This window comes from Kitasatospora sp. NPDC087315 (assembly GCF_044744345.1).
In the GTDB taxonomy this organism is placed as follows: Bacteria; Actinomycetota; Actinomycetes; order Streptomycetales; family Streptomycetaceae; genus Kitasatospora.
Map to the genome: position 1 here is coordinate 40,537 of NZ_JBIUYD010000018.1, position 16,011 is coordinate 56,547.

Consider the following 16,011-nt stretch of genomic DNA (forward strand, 5'->3'; position numbering starts at 1 on the left):
CCTCGCCGATGCGGGAGAAACCACGGTCCACGAGCCCGTAGGAGTCACTGGTGCGGTGCCTCGCCGCAGTTTTGATGGCACCGATCGCGTTGGCCAGGGGACTGGCCGACCGCGACCACTCTCCCGCGCGGGCTCGTGCCGCCGGGTTCCCCTCGTCGTAGTCCGCCTCATTGGCGACGGACTGCGCGCGCACCGACAAGTCCAGTCGCCAGAACAGCAGGACCTGTTCAAAACGGACGAACAACAGGCGGCGGCGGTTGGAATGAAGGAAGTCCGGATCGACGCGTACTTCTTCAACCGGGTGCACCAGGTGCAGGAGCGCTCTGACCTGTGCCAGGCACGTGGCGAACTGGTTGTCGGGGACGATCCATTCGACGTCGATGTCGCCCTCGCTACCCGCCGCAAGTGACCCCAGAAGCGTCGCCCCCGAACCGGGACAACCTCGCTCAAGGGCAGCCCGCACTCCGGCCGCCAGGCATTCGCGGCTACCTCGGAACTCCATGCAGGACAGCGTAGAACCGCCTCACACCCCACATCGGCCGTCAAGGGCCGCAGGCACGTTCGGCTGTACCCGACAAGCCACGCTGCGGACCGCGGAACCCAATCGCCGACACGGATGTTTTCCAACGGCCAGGACGGCCGAAGGTCAGGAACTCCCACGTTGCTACCCCTCGCAGGGGCGATGGTCCTCATCGCCCCTGCGAGGGGTAGCAACAGCTGGTAGGGGAGTAGCGTTCCGGTGGACATGAGGATGTTTGTCGAAGGCGTTGGACTGGGTGGTGAGGCGGACGTCATTGCCCTCCAGGGTCTGGATGAAGGCCTTGACGACCTCGGCATGGACCTCGCATTGCATCGGGCCGTACTTCTGGATCCGTTCCGCCTTGCGCTGGCTCTGCGGGGAGTTTCCGGGCCTGGTAGACCTCGGCAAGTCGGGCGTTTGCCTTTGCGGACGATGTGTGGGCGGCGGCGGGGCTCGGCGGGGGAGAGGTCACCGGGCGGCGCGGTCGTCCCGGTGGACGGCGGCTCCTCGATGGGGCACTGACGGTCCTTCCCCCGGCCCGGCACCGGCGGGCCGCGCACCGCCCCACGCACCTCACTCACGCACCTCACGCACGCACCTCACGCACGTACCGAACGCACCGAACGCACCGAACGCACCGAACGGAGAACCGGAGAACCGGAGAACCGGAGAACCGGAGAACCGGAGAACCGGAGAACCGGAGAACCGATGGGCATCCTCGACGGCCGGCGCCTGCTGATCACCGGCGTCCTCACCCCGGCCTCGATCGCCTTCCACGTCGCGCGCGTCGCCCAGGAGGAGGGCGCGCGCGTGGTCCTCACCGCGCACGGCCGGCCGAGCCTGGTCCGGCGGGTCGCCCAGCGGCTGCCCGAGCCGCCGCCGGTGATCGGACTGGACGTCACCGACACCGGGCAGCTCGGCTCGCTGGCCGAGCGGGTCGGCGCGCATCTGGACGGCCTGGACGGCGTGCTGCACTCGATCGGGTACGCGCCGCCGTCCGCGCTGGGCGGCAACTTCCTGAGCACGCCGTGGGAGGACGTCGCGACCGCCGTGCACGTCTCGACCTACTCGCTCACGTCGCTGACCATGGCCGCGCTGCCGCTGATGGGGCCGGGCGGCTCGGTGGTCGGGCTGGACTTCGACGCCTCGCGGGCCTGGTCCGGCTACGACTGGATGGGCGTGGCCAAGACCGGGCTGGAGTTTTGCGCCCGTTACCTGGCCAAGGAGTTGGGGCCGCGCGGGATCCGGGTCAACCTGGTGGCGGCCGGCCCGCTGGCGACCACCGCCGCGCGCGGCGTCCCTGGCTTCGACGGGCACGACTGGGACCGGGCGGCCCCGCTCGGCTGGGACGCGGCGGACGCCGGGCCGACCGCGCGGGCCTGCGCCGTCCTGCTGTCGGACTGGCTGTCGGCCACCACGGGCGAGATCGTGCACGTGGACGGCGGCGCGCACGCGGTGGGCGGCTGACCGGCATGGCGCTCAACCGGGCCTGTCTGGACCGGGTGTTCGCCGCACCGGAGCCGTTCCTGGTGACCCGCGCGGCGGTCCGCGCGTTCGCGGCGGCGATCGGCGACCCGAACCCGCTCTACCACGACCCGGTCGCCGCCCGGGCCGCCGGCCACCCGGACCTCCTGGCCCCGCCCACCTTCGCGGCGCTGGTCGCGGGGGAGGCGTACTGGCAGCTGCTGACGGACCCGGAGTTCGGCCTCCCGCCGGAGGGAGCGGTCCACCTGGCGCAGTGGTTCGGCTTCGAGCGGGCGCTGCGGGCCGGCGACGAACTGGCCGCCGAGACGGTCCCGGAGACGATGGACCGTCAGGCCGGCCGGGACCGGGTGGTGTTCCGGACCACGATCGACGACGCGCGGGGCGGGCGGGTGGCCACCGTCCGGACCACGCTGCTCGGCCCGGCACCCGGGCCGGGCTGACCGGACCGCGCCGCCCCCGCCGGGCTTCGGGTGCCTGGCCGTCGCGCCGGCGGGGACAATGGGTGTTCGACCTGTCACACAGTTCGACCTGTCACACAAGGGGGCCGTGCCATTCTCACTCTCGTCCTCGCCTGCGACGTGCTCTTCTGGGTCCTGCTGGCGGCCGGCCTGGCGGCCCGCTACGCGGCCGGCCGGCCCCGGCTCGGCGGCGCGCTGCTGTTCTGCGTCCCGCTGATCGACGTGGTGCTGCTGGTGACCACCGTGCTGAGCATCCGCGACGGTGTCGAGCCGACGGTCTGGCACGGTCTGTCGGCGGCCTACCTCGGCATCACGGTGGTCTACGGGCACCGGACGATCCGCTGGGCCGACGCGAAGTTCGCCCGCCGCTACGCCGGGAACGCGCCGCCCCCGCCGCCGAAGCTGTACGGGCGGGCCGCCGTCCTGGACGCGTGGGCGGGCTGGTTCCGCTTCCTGCTGGCCTACGCGATCAGCGTCGGCCTGATCTTCGGCCTGGTGGCCCTGGTCGGCGGGCCCGACCGGGGCGCCCCGCTGCTGGTCTGGCTCAACCCGCTCACCAAGGTCCTGGTGTACAGCCTGATCTGGCCGGTCGTCACCACCGTCCGGCCCGGCCGCGCCCCGGACCGGCCCGCCGACACGCCGTGACGTGGTCCGGACCACTGGTCCGGACCACGGTGCGGACGGCCCGCTGCGCGGTGGCTCGGCGGGCCTGTCAGGACGGCGGGGCGCAGGGCGGGCAGGCCCTGGGCTGCCGATTGTGTGTTCGCCGGGGCGCGTCAGGGCGTACGGATGGGGGAAGAAGACGGGCAGAGGTCGGCTCCCGGACACCGCGGAGGACCGATGCGCCGAAACGGACGGGTGGCGAACGCCCTGCTCGCACTGGTGAGCCGGGACTGGCTGGGGGTGCCGGTCGCGCTGCTGGTGGCGGGTGTGGGTGCCGGGCTGGTCGGGACCGGTGCGACTTGGGCGGTGACGCTCGGCATCTTATTCGTGACCGTCGGTGTGGTGCTGGCGGTCGGTGCGGTGCGGCACCTGGTGCTGGTGGGCCGCGGAGCGGGGGCGGGCCGGCCGCCGGGGCGGCTGGTCGAGGTGGGTGGGCGCCGGATGCACGTCCTCGCCGAGGGGGTCGCCGGGGACGGGCCGACCGTGGTCTGGATGCCGGGCGGACACGCGCCGGGCGAGGAGTTCGGGCAGTTGCACGCGATGATGGCGGCCCGGACCCGCTCGGTGCTGGTCGACCGGTTCGGCTCGGGCTGGAGCGATGTCGGGCCCTTCCCGAGGACGACGGCGGCCGAGGCGGAGGAACTGCCGGCCGCGCTGGAGGCGGCGGGGGAGCGGGCTCCGTACGTGTTCGTCGGCCATTCCTTCGGCGGGCTGCTGGTCGCGAACGCCGCCCGGCGGCGGCCGGACCTGGTGGCTGGACTCGTGCTGCTGGATCCGACGCCCCTGGATGTCATCGCCTTCGCGCCGCCCAACCGGCTGGTGGCGGGCATGCGCCGGGAGTTCCTGCTGACGGCGGTGCGGCACCTGTTCGGTGCGCACCGTGACCGTGGCGGCCGGACCGGCCAGTACTGCGCCGCCGCGTCGATCTTCGCGGAGCTCTCGCCCTCCGGCCTGGCGGAGGTGGGCTGGGAGACCGTGGTCTACGACGGGGACCTCGGCGACCTGCCGCTGGTGCTGGTCGTACCCCGCGACCTCACGGGTGGCGAGACGGTACTGGCCGCCGCCCGGGACGCGGCCGAGGCCGGGCGGATCGGCCGCTTCTACCTCAGGGCCCGGACCCGCTACCTGGCGGCGTCGACCGCGGCCCGGGTGGTGTACACACCGGCGGGCACCGGCCATGACTTCCCGACCGAGGAGCCCGGGTTCGTGGTCGGTGTGGTCGCGGATCTGGTGCGGGAGCTGCGCACGCTCGGCCCATGACCGCATGTTCACACCCCATGACCGTACGTTCAGCCCATGACCGTACGGGCGGAGCCGGCCCGGACCGGGCGCCGGCGGGAGAAGGCGCCCAGGTCCACGACGTTGCCGGTGTGCTCGCAGCGGTAGTGGACCGGGTCGCCGTCGTGGTCGTGGCCGGCCTCGACCAGGTCGATCAGGGTGGCGAGGTAGCGGCCCACCAGCGGGGCGTTCTTGAACTGGTTGCCGCTCGTGCCCATGGCGACGTAGTAGCCGTCGAGGGCGGTGCGGTCGTAGATCGGGGTCCAGTCGTCGGCGACGTCGTACACGCCCGCGACCCCGAGGGGCCGGTTCGGGACGCCGATCTCCGGGAAGCGGCGGGCCGCCCGGGTGACCTGGGTCCGGAAGCGGTGGGCGGTGGGGCGGGGGTCGGCTTCGTCCGGGTCGTCGATCCACTCCGGCGGGTCGCAGGGTGGCTCGGTGCCGCCGATCAGGAGGCGGCCGCCGGAGGCCGCTCGCAGGTAGGTGCCGAGGTCGAGGTCGGCGACGACGGGGCCGGGTCCGGGACCGGTGGTGTGGCCGCTCGGCGCGACGACCTGGTGGACCTCCTCGCGCAGCGGGCGCACGCCGATCGTGAAGTCGCTGCCGACGCCGGACAGCCGGTTGAGGCCTCCCGACCACGGGCCGGCGGCGTTGACCACGACCGGCGCGGAGATCCGTGTTCCGTCGGCCAGCCGGATGCCCGCGACCCGGTCCGCGTGCCGGTCGACGGCCACCACGGTGTGGTGGAACAGGAAGCTCGCGCCCAGCTCGGCCGCCGCGTCGGCGAGGTTCTGGGCGGCGAGCTGCGGGTCGTCGACGAACCCGGCGTCCGGGGTGAACAGGGCACCGAGCTCACCGGTCGGGCCGTCGAAGAAGGCGTCGTCGTCCACGGGCTTCGGCGGCCAGTACCGCCCGGGGTCGATCCCGGGGAGGTGTCGGCGCAGCGCAGGGGCGTCCCACCGTTCGTACTGGACGCCCGCGCGGTCGAACAGGGCGGTGACCCCGGACGGTGCGACGGCGGGGGAGTCGAGCAGCACGGCGCCGCTGCGGTGGAAGGCCGCGAGCGGGCGGCGGCCGGTGAGCCGCAGGTGGTCGGGCCAGGACGTCCAGAGGTGCTGGGCCTCCCAGGCCGTGGCGACGCCGTCGAAGGTGGAGTAGTTGAACCGGATGATCGCACTGGAGGCGCTGGTGGAGCCGTGGCCGGCGGCGCCCGCCTTGTCCACGACGACCACCTGCCGTCCGGTGCGGGCGAGTTCGAGGGCGACGGCGGCGCCGATCACCCCGGCTCCGACGACGACCGCGTCCGGTCGGCTGGTGGTCATGACGGCCTCTCGTCGGGCAGGGAGGTGCGCAGGCTGGGCACGGAGGCGAGCAGCGTCCGGGTGTACGGGTGCCGTGGGTCGCGCAGCAGGGCCTCGGTGGGGGCGGTCTCGACGATCCGACCGTGCCGCATGACCGCCACCACGTCGGAGACGTAGCAGACCGCGGGCAGGTTGTGGCCGATGAACAGCATGGACAGGCCCAGCCGCCGCTGGAGGCCGCGGATCGTGTTGAGGACGGACGCCTGCACCGAGACGTCGAGCGCCGAGGTGATCTCGTCGGCGATCAGCAGTCCGGGCTCGACGGCCAGGGCGCGGGCGACGGCGACCCGCTGGCGCTGGCCGCCGGACAGTTGCCGGGGCAGGCGGTCCGCGAACCGGGGGTTCAGGCCGACGAGTTCGAGCAGGGCGGTGACCCGCTCGGCACGGGCCTGCCGGTCGAGCCGGTGGAACGCGGTCGCCGCTTCGCCGAGCGTCTGGCGGACGGTCATCCGGGGATCCAGCGCGGTGTCCGGGTCCTGGAGGACGATCTGGACCAGGCGGCCGAGTCGGCGCCGGTCGCCGACGGTGCGGGCCCGGACCTCCCGGCCGTCGAGCAGGACCCGACCCCCGTGCACGGGGGTGAGGCCGACGATCGCGCGGGCCAGGCTCGACTTCCCGGAGCCGGACTCGCCCACGAGGCCGAGCGTGGTGCCGGGCGGGATCTCCAGCGAGACTCCGTCTACGGCGGCGACGGGGCCGCGCGGGCCGTGGTGGCGGACGGTGAGGCCGGTGAGCTGAAGAGCGGTCATGACGCGACCACCTCCGCCGCCACCGGGTACCAGCAGGCCACCCGGTGGACCGCGTCGAGGTCCTCCAGCGGCGGGGTCTCCTCGGCGCAGTGGTCCCGGCGACGTGGGCAGCGGGGCTCGAACGGGCAGCCCGGGGTGGGCGCGAGCGGCTCGGGCAGTGCGCCCTCCACCGTCGGCAGCGGCCGGTCGCGGTCCGCGGTGAGGTCCGGTACCGACTCGACCAGGGCCCTGGTGTAGGGGTGCCGGGTGCCGGTCGCGAGACGGTCGGCGGGCAGGGTCTCGACGATGGTTCCCGCGTACATCACCAGGACGCGCTCGCAGAACTCGCCCACCAGCGCGACATCGTGGCTGATGAACAGGACGGCGGCGGAGGTGTCCCGCCGGATCTCGGACAGCAGCCGGGTGATCTGCCGCTGCACGGTGACGTCGAGCGCGGTGGTCGGCTCGTCGGCGATGATCAGGCCCGGCCGCACCATCAGCCCGGAGGCGATCATCACGCGCTGGCGCTGGCCGCCGGAGAGCTGGTGGGGGCGTGCCCGCAGCAGGGCAGGGGGAAGGGCCACCCGGCGCAGGGCGTCCGAGGCCTCCGCCAACGCCTGGGCGCGGCTCGCACCGCGATGGGCGCGGACGGTCTCGGTGAGCTGGGTGGCGATGCGCAGCGACGGATTGAGCGCCGTGGCCGGGTTCTGGAAGACCATCGCCAGGCCGGTCGCGAGGTGGTGTTCGCGCTGGGCCGGCGTCATGGCGCCCAGGTCGGCGCCGAGCAGACGGAGGGTCCGGTGGGACACCAGGGCCCGCTCCGGGAGCAGGTCGGCGATCGCGAGCGCGGTGAGCGACTTGCCGGAGCCGGACTCGCCGACGAGCCCGACGATCTCACCCGGCCGCAGGGAAAGGCTCACGCCGCGAACCGGTCGGATCACGCCGTCCGGGGTGGGGAGTCCGACGCTCAGGTCCTCGACCTGGAGTACGAGACCGTCCTCGGCGGGCCCGCTCGGCGCGACCGGCTGCCGGGGCGCACGGGGTGCCGGGCCGCGCCGGGCGACGCCTCCCGCCAGGACCTCGCCGAGCAGCTGGAACGTCAGCGCCGCGTAGAGGATGGCCAGGCCGGGGGCGAGGGCGGGCAGCGGCTGTGCGTAGATGCGGTCGAGCCCCTGGTTGAGCAGCTGCCCCCAGTCGTAGCCGGGCGGCTGGACGCCCAGGCCGAGGAAGCTCAGCCCGGAGAGCGCGACCAGGGAGGTGCCCGCCGCCGTGGTCGCGCTCAGCAGCAGCGGCTCGGCGATGTTGGGCAGGACGTGCCGCCACAGCAGCCGGTGCCGGCGCAGGCCGAGGACCCGGGCCGAGGCCAGGTGGTCGGTGCCCGCGACGGCGGCGGCGAGCGTCTGGGCGAGCCGGGCGAAACCGGGCACACCGGCGACGGCGAGGGCGAGCGTCGCCCCGCCGGCGCCCGCGCCGAACACGACCGCGAGGAACATCGCGACCAGGAGCGCGGGGAAGGCGAGCAGGAGGTTGATCAGCCCGGCGAGCAGTCGGCGGGTGCGGCGGCCGACCACGGCGGTGGACGCGCCGAGGAGGATGCCCGTACCCGCGCCGATCGCGGTCGCGGCCAGCGCGAGCAGCAGGGAGGGCCGGGTGGCGGTCAGGACCCGGGCGAGCAGGTCCCGTCCGAGGCTGTCGGTGCCGAGCGGGTGGGCCGCGGACGGGCCTTGCAGCACCGCCGAGGGGTCGGGGCGGTCCGCCGCCGCGCCCCAGAGGAGGGGGCCGGCCAGCGCGAGCACGACCAGCGACGCCAGCATGGCCGCCGTGACCCAGGCCATGGGCGAGCGCGGGTACCTGGTGGGAAGGGGCATCGGATCCTCAGCTCTCCCTGATCGCAGAGCGCGGGTCCAGCAGCGCCAGCAGCACGTCGACCAGGAGGCCGGCGAGTAGTACGGTCGTGCCCAGGATCAGGACCGTCGCCTGGACCACCGGGTAGTCCTGGGTGACCACCGACTGCGCCAGCGCCGAGCCGATGCCGGGCCAGGCGAACACCTTCTCGACCAGCACCGTGCCGGCGATCAAGGCGGGCAGCAGGCTTCCGGCGACAGTGAGCGCGGCGGTCGCCATGTTCGGCGCCGCGTGCCGCAGGTAGCGGCGGGTGGGGGACAGCCGCTTGCTCCGGGCGGTGCGCATGTAGTCCTCGGACAGCACCTTCAGCGCCTCCACCCGGACGATGCGCACCAGGACGGCCGTGGGCGCGAGGGAGAGCGCGAGGACCGGCAGGACGAAGGACTCCGCGCCCGCCGCGCCGGCCACCGGCAGCAGCTGGAGGCCGACGGCCAGCAGCGCGGTGAGCCCGGCGGCCAGGACGAAGTCCGGTACCCCCGCGAGTCCGGCGGTGACCACGGTGAACGCCAGCTCGTTGCGCGGGTGCCGGCCGTCACGGGTGCGGACGGCAGCGAGCAGTCCGCAGGGCAGGGCGACGGCGAGGGTGACGAGGAAGGCCAGGCCGGCGATCTCCAGGGTGGCCGGCAGCCGGGTGCGGACGAGCTCCGCGACCGGTGTCCCGGTGACCAGCGAGCTGCCGAGGTCGCCGTGCACGAGGCCGTCGAGATAGTGCCGGTACTGGGACAGGAAGGGCGCGTCGAGCCCGAGTTGGTGCCGGCGTGCGGCCACCAGAGCGGGGGAGGCGTCGACGCCGAGCGCCGCGCGGACCGGGTCGCCGGGCACCAGGCGGATCATCGCGAACGACGCGGTGAGCACGACCCCGAGGGAGAGGAGCAGCCGGGCGGTGCGGCGGCCGAGGAACGCCGTCCAGGGATTCCGCAGCAGATGGGGCAAGGACACGGTGGGCCCCCGGTCACTGGTGGAGGCGGATGCTGGTGGGGACGAGCTGGCCGCCGAAGGTGGTGGCGAAGGTGGTGCGGTGGCCGTACACGGTGCTCCGGCCGTCCGCGATCGGCAGGGCGTCGACCGAGCGGAAGAGGGCGGCGGTGGCCCGGTTCCAGGTGTCGCAGCCCTCGGTGTCCGGCTCCCGGAGGGCCTGGGCGACCAGGGCGTCGTACTCGGGGTTGGCGACGCCCGCGAAGTTGAGGCCCTGGGCGGGGGTGGGGCCGGAGAAGAACGGGATGAAGCCGACCGGCAGGGCGAAGCCCGGTGAGGTGCCGACCACGACGTCGAAGTCGCCGGTCCGGTACATGGCGTTGACGAGGGCGGGCAGGCTCTCGGTGACCAGCTTGACGTCCGCGCCGAGCTCCGTCCAGGTGCGGGACATCAGCTCGGCGGCGGGCGGCAGGGTCGGTCCGAGGTCCGGGCTGGTGATCAGTCGCAGCCGCAGCGGTCGGCCGTCCTTGGTCAACCGGCCGTCCGGGTCGTGGGTCCAGCCGGCGGCGCGCAGGGCCTCGGTGGCGTCCTGCGTCGGTAGGTTGGCTGCGGCGAGGTCGGCGTGGCAGACGGCGCCCTCGGCGCCGAAGTCGGTGGCGGGCCGGCCGGTGCCGCCGACGGCGACGTTGGCGAGGCCCTGGTGGTCGAGCGCGGACACCAGGGCCCTGCGCAGCGCAGGGTCGGCCAGCGGTCGGCCGGGGCGCTGGTTGAAGAAGGTCAGTCCGACGACGGTCGCCACGTCGGTGGTGGACAGGCCGTGGCCGGCGAGCCGGGCGCGGTCCGGCCCGTTCACGTTCGCGATGTCGACGCCGCCGGTGAGGAGCAGGTTCGCGGTGGTGGAGGCCTGGGGCACCACCGAGATGACGATGCGGGCCGGAAGGCCGGGTTCCGCGGTGGTCGCTCCGGCCGGGCCCCAGGTGTAGCCCTCGCGGACGGTGAACTCGTACGGCCCGCCGGGGGAGTAGCGGGTGAGCACGTACGGGCCGGTGCCGTGGGTGGCGCGGTCGAGCGACTGGGGTCGGTCGAGGCCGGCGGGGCAGACGATCGGCAGCAGGCCGAGGGTGCGGGTGAGGAACGGGAAGGGGGCGGCGGTGCCGGCCGAAACGGTGCCGGCCGGGTCGTCGGCGGTCACGGTGAAGGGGACGTTGGGGAGGACGGTCTGGGCGCCGGCGAGCTGGTTGGCCGGGTCGCCCGCGTAGGTCAGCGCCCGGGCCACCGCCGAGGCGGTGAGGGGGGTGCCGTCGGAGCAGGTGATGCCGGGGCGGAGGGTGAAGGTGGCCGTGGTGGTGGTGGCCTGCCAGGTCGAGGCCAGGCCGGAGACCACGGTGCCGTCGGGGGAGAGGTTGACCAGCGAGTCGTAGGCGTAGCGGGCCTGGGTGGCGCCGAAGGTCGAGTAGGGGTCGAAGCTGGGCGTCTCACTGGCCGCGGCGATCCGGACGGTCCCGTGGTCGACGAGCGGAGTGCTCGTCGAGGACCGGGCGACGCCCGCGCAGCCGGCCACCGCGACGGCCGTGGCGGTGGCGGCGGCTGCCAGGAGGACCGGCAGGAGGCAACGGCGCATGGCGTCATGGTGCCACCGAGTTTTCCCGCTGACGAGTCAACTCGCCTTTGTGGCAAGTGTGTTCGAATAGCGAAAGCCGCCTGTGGATGCGTCGGGGAGCCGTTCGCGCGGCCCCTGGCGATCGGGTTCGTCTCACCCGTTCGAGGGATAGTACGGCCGCGGTTCCGCGGACCGGGCGACTGGGCGGCCGGTCATCGCCACACTGGCCGGATGAGGACGAGGACGAACGCGCCGGGCGAGGAGATCGGTCGACTGGCCGACGATTACTGGGAGTTCCTGCTGGAACGCGATCCACTGCTGAGGGTGCGCCAGGGGCTCCTGGTGGAGACGCTCCCCGGGGCGTCGCTCGCCGAGGCCGAGGAGCGGGCGCGGTTCGCGGAGGGTGCGCTCGGGCGGGTCCGGGCACTCGGCGGCGTGGGGTTGTCCGGAGTCGACGCCGACACCGCCGCGTTCCTCACGGGGTTGGCCGAGCAGGAGCTGCGGTCCCGCCGCTGCCACTGGCTGACGCCCGCGGCCACGCCGTACCGGCTGTTCCCGCTGTCGCAGTACGTCGACGTGGTCCTGTGCCCGTTCCGCTTCGCCGAACGACCGGACGTCGAGCGGTACTTGTCGCTGCTGCACGAGCTGGCCCGGGTGGTCGGCTCGATCGCCGACAAGGCGGCGGAGCAGGCTGTACGCGGTTTCCGGGTGCCGGCCCCGGCCCTGGCCGGGACGCGCGCCACCGTCGTCGGCCTGCGGGCGTCCGTGGCGCGCCGGGTCGAGGTGGACGACGACCGACTCGGCGGACTGGGCCGCGCCGACCGCGGACGGCTCCGCGACGGGGTGCATCGGCTGGTGGAGGTCGAGCTGGCACCGGCCTTCGACGGCCTGCTCGCCGTCCTCGACGAACCGGCCCACCTGCGCGAGGCGCCGCAGGCCGTCGGCTGGGCGCAGTACGCGGGCGGGGAGGAGGCGTACCGGGAGTTCGTCCGGACTCACAGTGGGGGCGACACGCCGCCCGAGCGGCTCCACGAGCTCGGCCGCGAGCAGTGCCGGGAACTCGCCGAGCGGATGCGGGAGGTCCGCACGGCCCTCGGATTTCCGGGCCCCGAGGGCGAGTTCCACGAGCGGCTGCGCACCGAGCCCCGTCTGTACGCCCGGACCCCCGAGGAGGTCGAGGCCCGCTACCGCGGCCACCTCGACCGGCTCGCCCCGCTGCTGCCGCGCTGGTTCGCCGTGCTGCCGGCCGCGCCGTACGGACTGGCGCGGCTGGATCCGGCGCTGGAGGCGGGGATGACCTTCGGATACTACGAGCAGCCGACTCCGGACGTCCCGGTCGGACGCTACCGCTACAACGGTTCGGACGTGGATCGGCGCTCGCTCCTGGGCGCGGCGTCCTTGATCTACCACGAGCTGGCTCCCGGGCACCACTTCCACCTCGCCCGGCAGGCAGAGGGCCTGGAACTGCCGCAACTGCGCCGCGAGGTAGCCGAGTTCACGGCTTTCAACGAGGGCTGGGCGGAGTACGCGGCCGGTCTGGGCTGGGAGATGGGCCTCTACGACGACCCGTGGGACGCGTACGGGCGCCTCGCGCAGGAGCGGTTCACCGCGCAGCGCCTCGTCGTCGACACCGGGCTCAACCTCGGGACGATGAGCCTGGCGCAGGCGCGGGACTTCATGCGCGCCAACTCCACCGAGGCGGACGACCAGATCGTCCCGGACCTGCTGCGCTACTCGACGGACCTGCCCGGGCAGGCGCTCTCCTACCGGGCGGGCTACCTGGAGTTCGGCCGGCTGCGGGCCCGGGCCGAGAGCGGGCTCGGAGCGGGCTTCGACGTACGGGCCTTCCACGAGGCGGTGCTGGGCGGGGGAGGGCTGCCGTTCCCGGCCCTTCGGCGGAGGGTGGCGCGCGAACTCGGCAATCCTCAGCAAGTAGGAAAATAGGCCCATAGGTTTGAATATGTAGGCGGCGGCCTTTACTGCTCAAGCAGGCCAAGATCACTCGCATGAGTGAAATCGGCCGGGACTGTTTGGTCTCGGTGGGCATGGCTCGACTACGGTGGCGAGAGAGTGGGCGGCGGACCCCGGCGATAAGGAATTCGGCCCAGTGGGCCCCGGCAGGGGAATAGTGAATTCCGGAAATGGGTACCTCTGTCCGCCCGGCTGTGCGCTGCTCCGGTGTTCGCAGTGCCCGGGATCCCTGTCATACGTATGCGTGAAGAGGATGGAGCATCATGCCGCCCGTAGTACCGCCCTTCCTGGTTGGCCTCATCGTCGCGCCACTGGCCAAGCGCCTGCTCAAACCGCTGGTGCGCGGTGTCGTCAAGACATCCGTCGGCCTTGCCATGGAGGTGAAGAAGGCGGCCCATGAGGCCGGAGAGAACATCCATGACCTCGCGGCCGAGGTGGCCGCCGAGATGGTGGCGGCGCAGATCGCCGCCGGTGACGTCGCGGCCCCCTCGGGGGACGGCCGGCGGGCCGCCGAGGCCGGCACCCCGAACGGTGAGAAGGACGACCCCGCCGACCGGACCGAGGGCGACGCGAGGACCTCGAAGATCCGTGCGACCGCCGGTGCCGGAAAGGCGCACTGACGGCCTGGCCTGCGGCCCGGGCCGCCGTGCGGGTGAGTATTTCTACCGGACCCGGAGAAATGCGCCTGCGCGGCGGCCGGCCGACGGCCTGTCGGCTGGACCATTCCCCCCTCCAGACTTTCCGATTCGTCGTATGTTCCCCGTCCGATCCGTGACGGCTTCCGCGACTTCCGCAAACAGGTGATCGTACACATGCCATCTCTGCTGGGTGCCTCAGTCGGACATCGCTCCGTAGAGGTGGACGTGCGCCCGCGCTCGGTCATTCCGGGCCGTCAGCGCTGGGACGTCAAGCCGGTCCTCGGGCGACCCCAGGTGGCCGAAGTCCTCGTCGCGGCCCTGCGGCGCATCCCGGGGATCACCGAGGCACAGGCCAGCCCGATCACCGGAGGGGTCCTCGTCCGGCACGACGCGCGGGTGAAGGCCGCCGACGTCGGTCGGCTCGTCCGCGGAGCGGTCACCCTGGTCGTGGAGGGCACCGGCGGAAGGGCGCGGACGCCGCAGACCCGGCCCGCCGTCGAACCGGCCCCGCGGGCGGAACGCGGCGCCGGGGGCCCCGTGCTCGCCGTCGGGGGCGGCCTGGCGGCCGGAGTCGCCCTGATCCGGGGGTCGGCGGTGACCAGGCAACTGGTCGCGCTGGGCGGTGTGGCGACGGCGACCGTGACGGTCCTCCGGAAGGCCTGGCGCAGGACGGCCGACGAGACCCGGGAACTGACCGGGGACGGATCCGCCCGCCACCCCCTGCTGGAGATCGTCGGACCGCACCGCCGGCGGCTCTACCGCGCTGCCGCGCTCTCGGTCGCCTGCCAGGTCTCGGAGATGGCGCTCGGCACCTTCCTCGGCTGGACCGCGCTGGTGCTCATCAAGGGCCGGGCCGCGCCGCTGGTCGGCCTCGGCCTGACCACCGCCTCCGCCCAGCTCTGGGGCCTGGCGGGCCTGGTGTCCGTGGCCTGTGCCGCGGTGGCGGCCCTCTCGTACACCTCCAGCCTCCAGTGGCGCGGGCTCGGCCAGGACATCCAGCACGACTGGCGCAACCGGACGTACCAGCACGTGCAGCACCTCGAACTGCGGCACCTGGAGGGTGAGCGGACGACCCGGGTCGCCGGCACGCTCACGGAGGACGTCGGTCAGCTCGGCACCTTCTTCGCCACCTCCGCGAACGACGTGCTGCAACTGGGTACCAGCCTGGCCCTCCTGGTGCCGGCGTTCCTGCTGCTGGCACCGCAGATCGCCTGGATCGCCTTCCTGCCCATCCCGGTCATCGCCTGGCTGTCGTTCCACTACCAGGAGAAGGTGGCGGAGGACTACGCCGTTTCCGGCGAGCGCCGGGCCAGGCTGCACAGCCAGTTGGTCAACACGCTGGAGGCCGGAGCCACCGTCAAGAGCTTCTGCACCGAGGGCTACGAGGCGGATCGCATCGACCGGCTGAGCGAGGAGGCCCAGGAGAGCAGCCGGCAGACCGACCGGAGCGCGATCCGCCACGCCGAGATCGTCCGGGTCTGCACGACCAGCTCCATGGCCGGCACCCTGCTGCTCGGCGGCCTCTCGGTGCTCAACGGGACCCTGCGGTTCGAGGTGTTCAGCCCGCTGATCGGACTGCCCCAGATGGTGCTCCTGCGGATGAGCCGGCTCGGTGGCATCGCCGACCAGTACCAGCGCACGCTGGCCGCCTACGACCGGGTCAAGCGGCTGCGCGAGCTGCCCGTCGAGACCGACGGCACCGGCGGACCGCTCGACATGGAGAAGGTGCGCGGGGAGATCGTCCTCGACGAAGTGACCTTCGCCTACCCCGGCCGCCCCCCGGCACTGGAGGACCTCTCGCTGACCGTCCCCGCCGGGCGGACCACCGCCATCGTCGGCGCCACCGGCTCCGGCAAGACGACGATCGCCAAGCTGCTGATGCGCTTCCAGGACGCGGAGTCCGGCAGCGTGCTGCTCGACGGGCGGGACGTACGTGACCTGCCGCGGCGGGACCTGCGCGAAGCGATCGGGTTCGTCGCCCAGGACCCGTTCCTGTTCGACGGCAGCATCGCCGACAACATCCGCTACGGCAGCTTCGAGGCCTCCGACGAGGCCGTGGTCGAGGCGGCCGCGACGGCCGAGGCGCACACCTTCATCGCGACGCTGCCGGACGGCTACGACACGCTGATCGGCGAACGCGGCGCCGCGCTCTCGGGCGGCCAGCGGCAGCGGATCGCCCTGGCCCGGGCGATCCTCAAGGACTCGCCGGTCGTCATCCTGGACGAGGCCACCTCCGCCGTCGACAACGAGACCGAGGCCGCCATCCAGCGGACGCTCCGGAGCTTCGCCGTCGACCGGACGGTGATCGTGATCGCCCACCGGCTGTCCACCGTCCGCCACGCGGACCGGATCTTCGTCATGGACAAGGGCGGCGTCGTGGCCGAACAGGGCACCCACGACGAGCTGCTCGCACAGCACGGGCTCTATGCGTCCCTCTGGCACCTCCAGGCCGGCGAACTCGCCGCCTGACCGTAGGGAACAGCGCCACC

Annotated in this window: 13 protein-coding genes; 8 read left to right on the forward strand and 5 right to left on the reverse strand. The window is 73.4% G+C overall.

What is annotated here, in order from left to right:
- The first annotated feature begins 55 nt into the window (after positions 1 to 55).
- The 5 genes from ACIO5D_RS24800 to ACIO5D_RS24820 all read left to right on the forward strand — a co-directional run bounded on the left by ACIO5D_RS24800 (position 56) and on the right by ACIO5D_RS24820 (position 4,386).
- Positions 56 to 409, forward strand: coding sequence for a hypothetical protein (locus ACIO5D_RS24800; protein WP_400797862.1), 354 nt, complete (start codon positions 56 to 58; stop codon positions 407 to 409).
- 819 nt (positions 410 to 1,228) lie between these two features.
- Positions 1,229 to 1,987: an enoyl-ACP reductase FabI gene (gene fabI, locus ACIO5D_RS24805; protein ID WP_400797865.1), complete on the forward strand. Its 759-nt coding sequence runs from the start codon at positions 1,229 to 1,231 to the stop codon at positions 1,985 to 1,987.
- 5 nt (positions 1,988 to 1,992) lie between these two features.
- Positions 1,993 to 2,445 carry a MaoC family dehydratase N-terminal domain-containing protein gene (locus ACIO5D_RS24810; protein WP_400797868.1) on the forward strand — a complete coding sequence of 151 codons (453 nt, stop codon included), beginning with the start codon at positions 1,993 to 1,995 and terminating at the stop codon, positions 2,443 to 2,445.
- Positions 2,446 to 2,583: 138 nt separating this feature from the next.
- Positions 2,584 to 3,108 (forward strand): hypothetical protein, encoded by a 525-nt coding sequence (locus ACIO5D_RS24815; RefSeq protein WP_400797871.1) that lies wholly within the window; start codon positions 2,584 to 2,586, stop codon positions 3,106 to 3,108.
- Between the two features lie 195 nt (positions 3,109 to 3,303).
- Entirely contained in the window at positions 3,304 to 4,386 is a 1,083-nt protein-coding gene (locus tag ACIO5D_RS24820; protein WP_400650927.1) for an alpha/beta hydrolase, read from the forward strand.
- 29 nt (positions 4,387 to 4,415) lie between these two features.
- On the opposite strand, the gene ACIO5D_RS24825 is transcribed toward ACIO5D_RS24820, so the two are convergent.
- From ACIO5D_RS24825 to ACIO5D_RS24845, 5 genes are read right to left on the reverse strand one after another with little or no spacing between them, the layout of a single operon-like run.
- A complete protein-coding gene (locus ACIO5D_RS24825) occupies positions 4,416 to 5,726 on the reverse strand; it encodes an NAD(P)/FAD-dependent oxidoreductase (RefSeq protein WP_400797874.1) in 1,311 nt (436 codons plus the stop codon).
- Complete coding sequence (locus ACIO5D_RS24830) at positions 5,723 to 6,514, reverse strand: ABC transporter ATP-binding protein (RefSeq protein WP_400650921.1); 792 nt, start codon at positions 6,512 to 6,514, stop codon at positions 5,723 to 5,725. Before ACIO5D_RS24830 ends, ACIO5D_RS24825 begins: the two co-directional genes overlap by 4 nt.
- Positions 6,511 to 8,361 carry a dipeptide/oligopeptide/nickel ABC transporter permease/ATP-binding protein gene (locus tag ACIO5D_RS24835; RefSeq protein WP_400797877.1) on the reverse strand — a complete coding sequence of 617 codons (1,851 nt, stop codon included), beginning with the start codon at positions 8,359 to 8,361 and terminating at the stop codon, positions 6,511 to 6,513. Before ACIO5D_RS24835 ends, ACIO5D_RS24830 begins: the two co-directional genes overlap by 4 nt.
- 7 nt (positions 8,362 to 8,368) lie before the next feature.
- Positions 8,369 to 9,337, reverse strand: coding sequence for an ABC transporter permease (locus ACIO5D_RS24840; RefSeq protein ID WP_400797880.1), 969 nt, complete (start codon positions 9,335 to 9,337; stop codon positions 8,369 to 8,371).
- A gap of 13 nt (positions 9,338 to 9,350) precedes the next feature.
- Positions 9,351 to 10,934, reverse strand: a complete 1,584-nt coding sequence (locus ACIO5D_RS24845) for an ABC transporter substrate-binding protein (protein WP_400797882.1) — start codon at positions 10,932 to 10,934, stop codon at positions 9,351 to 9,353.
- Positions 10,935 to 11,144: 210 nt separating this feature from the next.
- On the opposite strand from ACIO5D_RS24845, the gene ACIO5D_RS24850 reads away from it, so the two are divergent.
- From ACIO5D_RS24850 to ACIO5D_RS24860, 3 genes are all read left to right on the forward strand, one after another.
- Positions 11,145 to 12,857 (forward strand): DUF885 domain-containing protein, encoded by a 1,713-nt coding sequence (locus ACIO5D_RS24850; RefSeq protein WP_400797885.1) that lies wholly within the window; start codon positions 11,145 to 11,147, stop codon positions 12,855 to 12,857.
- 290 nt (positions 12,858 to 13,147) lie between these two features.
- Entirely contained in the window at positions 13,148 to 13,504 is a 357-nt protein-coding gene (locus ACIO5D_RS24855; RefSeq protein ID WP_400650908.1) for a DUF5132 domain-containing protein, read from the forward strand.
- Positions 13,505 to 13,696: 192 nt separating this feature from the next.
- Positions 13,697 to 15,991, forward strand: a complete 2,295-nt coding sequence (locus ACIO5D_RS24860; protein ID WP_400797888.1) for an ATP-binding cassette domain-containing protein — start codon at positions 13,697 to 13,699, stop codon at positions 15,989 to 15,991.
- Positions 15,992 to 16,011 lie beyond the last annotated feature (20 nt).